The following is a 527-nucleotide window of genomic DNA, read 5'->3' on the forward strand; positions in this document are numbered from 1 at the left end:
AAATGATAAAAGTAGCTAAGCTGCCTAAAAGTACTTACTATCACATCACAAAAAAATTAGACCAACCAGATCCAGATCGCAAATGGAAAAGAAGGATCAATTTCATCTACCATAAACACTTAGGACGCCTTGGGTACCGTCGCATTACGGACGTTCTTCAAGCAAAAGGACACGATATAAATAAAAAGAAAGTCCTTCGAATCATGAGAGAATTGGGCCTTAAATGCATTGTACGAATGAAAAAATATAAATCCTACAAAGGGAAAGTTGGAAAAGTAGCTCCCAACATCCTAAATCGTAATTTTAGAGCCGATAAACCTAATCAAAAATGGGTGACAGACGTAACGGAGTTCAAACTGTTCGGTCAAAAGCTCTATCTGTCCCCCATTCTAGACCTATTTAACGGAGAGATCATTACCTATACCCTCCAATCAAGGCCGACATTTGACTTGGTCGAGAAGATGTTAGAACAAGGATTAAAACATGTAAATGAAGGCGATGAGCTCTTAATCCATTCAGATCAAGGG

Annotated in this window: 1 protein-coding gene; it reads left to right on the forward strand. The window is 38.5% G+C overall.

Annotated elements, in window-relative coordinates; genetic code table 11:
- A partial coding sequence (locus BVI01S_RS21950; RefSeq protein WP_156477384.1) for an IS3 family transposase occupies positions 1 to 527 on the forward strand: 527 nt, incomplete at both ends.

The organism is Rossellomorea vietnamensis NBRC 101237, assembly GCF_001591825.1.
Lineage (GTDB): Bacteria > Bacillota > Bacilli > Bacillales > Bacillaceae_B > Rossellomorea > Rossellomorea vietnamensis.